The sequence below is a fragment of the Acinetobacter sp. YH16032 genome (genome assembly GCF_013417345.1).
Classification (GTDB): domain Bacteria; phylum Pseudomonadota; class Gammaproteobacteria; order Pseudomonadales; family Moraxellaceae; genus Acinetobacter.
The window spans coordinates 1-1,589 of record NZ_VPEE01000140.1 but is presented as its reverse complement, the minus strand read 5'-3'; the positions used below and the strand labels follow the sequence as shown (position 1 = coordinate 1,589).

2 protein-coding genes are annotated in these 1,589 nt (G+C 40.6%); both read right to left on the bottom strand.

The genetic code is table 11. The annotated features are described in order from the left end of the window. Positions 1-458 (bottom strand): transposase (locus FTV32_RS16970; protein ID WP_180029151.1); only part of this gene is annotated, 458 nt, incomplete at its 3' end. 71 nt (positions 459-529) lie between these two features. Beyond that, positions 530-1,120: a recombinase family protein gene (locus FTV32_RS16965; RefSeq protein WP_127801920.1), complete on the bottom strand. Its 591-nt coding sequence runs from the start codon at positions 1,118-1,120 to the stop codon at positions 530-532. Positions 1,121-1,589: the final 469 nt, after the last annotated feature.

The following is a 1,589-nucleotide window of genomic DNA, read 5'->3' as shown; positions in this document are numbered from 1 at the left end:
AGCGGCCTCTGTTGCCCGGCACGTAATTCGGGGATTAGCTTGTCTGTAATATTGGTAATGGCACCCTCGGAAATATCCAGTGCATACATATCGGCAATATGTTTTTGAATATCACGGTAGCTCATGCCGAGCGCAAACAGTGAGATGACTTTACTGTCGATCTCTTCAGAGAGTTTGGTTTGATTTTTCTTGACGAGTTGAGGCTCAAAATCACCAGTGCGATCACGAGGTGTTTCCAGTTCAAATGAACCGGAGGATGATTTTACGGTCTTGCGAGAGTAACCATTCCTGCGATTGGATGGTTTAGGATTTTCTTCCAGATAGTTTTCAATTTCAGCATTTAAAGCCGCTTCTGTCAGCTGTTTGATTAGTGGTGTCAGGATACCGTTTTCACCAGTGAGGGGTTGTCCTGATTGTAATTGTTTTAAAGCTGCTTCGAAATCAAAGTTGTTTGCCATGATGTGTCATTTCCTGTTTGATTCAGTTTATTGAAATGACACAGATTTTTGAACACTACCAATTTTTATTTCTATATCGTCCTCTGTACTCGATATACAGTAGCGATACCCACACCTACAGCTTTTGCTACTTCTTCTTTTGTCATATTTTCGGCCTTAAGTAGCTGTTTAATACGCTCATGCTTAGCGGTATTGGCTTTCTTTCCTGCCGGCTTGTAACCTGACCTTTCTAGTCCTTGCTTAATGCGTTCTCTCCTTTTGTCGTTATCAAGCTTCGCCATAGTTGCAAGTAGGTCTATCAACATGCTGTTGATGACGTTCAGTATCTCTCCTGTCATGCCACTATTAACGACGTGTGTTGTGGGTAGATCAGCGACGACCAGGCGCAGTCCTTTGCTCTTGATCTGTTGCTTAAGAATGTCGAAGTCGGCTTGTTCTAGGCGTGACAATCTGTCGACCGATTCCACGAGTAAAATGTCACCTGGCTCTGATTCGTTTAAAAGCCGATTGAGGATGGGTCGGGTTAACTTCGTGCCGCTTTCATTTTCGATGTATTCAACGTGTCCAGCGCTATAGCTCTTACTGAACTCGACCAAGTCACTGAGCGCTCTTTCAGCATCTTGCTCTTTAGTTGATGCACGTACATAAATGCGAACTATCATAACCGACTACCTATCAAAAAGACTTAAAAAAATAAGTACAATGATAATACTATCATTTAATAAAGATTAATAGTCTATTGATAGGTATTTTTATCATTTAATACTTTTATCTTTTATGTATAGTGCAATGATAGTGTTTCTTGAGGCTCGTACGTGAATGAAATTATTTTTTATGGGTAGTTCTGCTCTTTAATTTACGTAGAACCAAGCAAAACGAAAAAAACCGCCTGATCCAGCAGGCGGTTTTAATATTTAATAGAGTAATGGTTGCAAGATTTGCGTGAGCTGAATTAAGTCTGCTAGCAAGCTAATAGCTTGTAGAATCAATTTCAGTGAAATCATATTCATGCCTTACCTCCTCTCTGTCTGTGAGAAGGCAATGACAAATTCCGGTTGTGTTCAACGGTCTTTTCGACTTTAATATCAATTTATATACCTCATCGTTGTCTTCTCTGGCCTCGATAACGCC

What these genes read in the sequence shown, in the direction of transcription:
- FTV32_RS16965 (WP_127801920.1), bottom strand. Translation starts at nt 1,120, where the DNA reads ATGATAGTTCGCATTTATGTACGTGCATCAACTAAAGAGCAAGATGCT.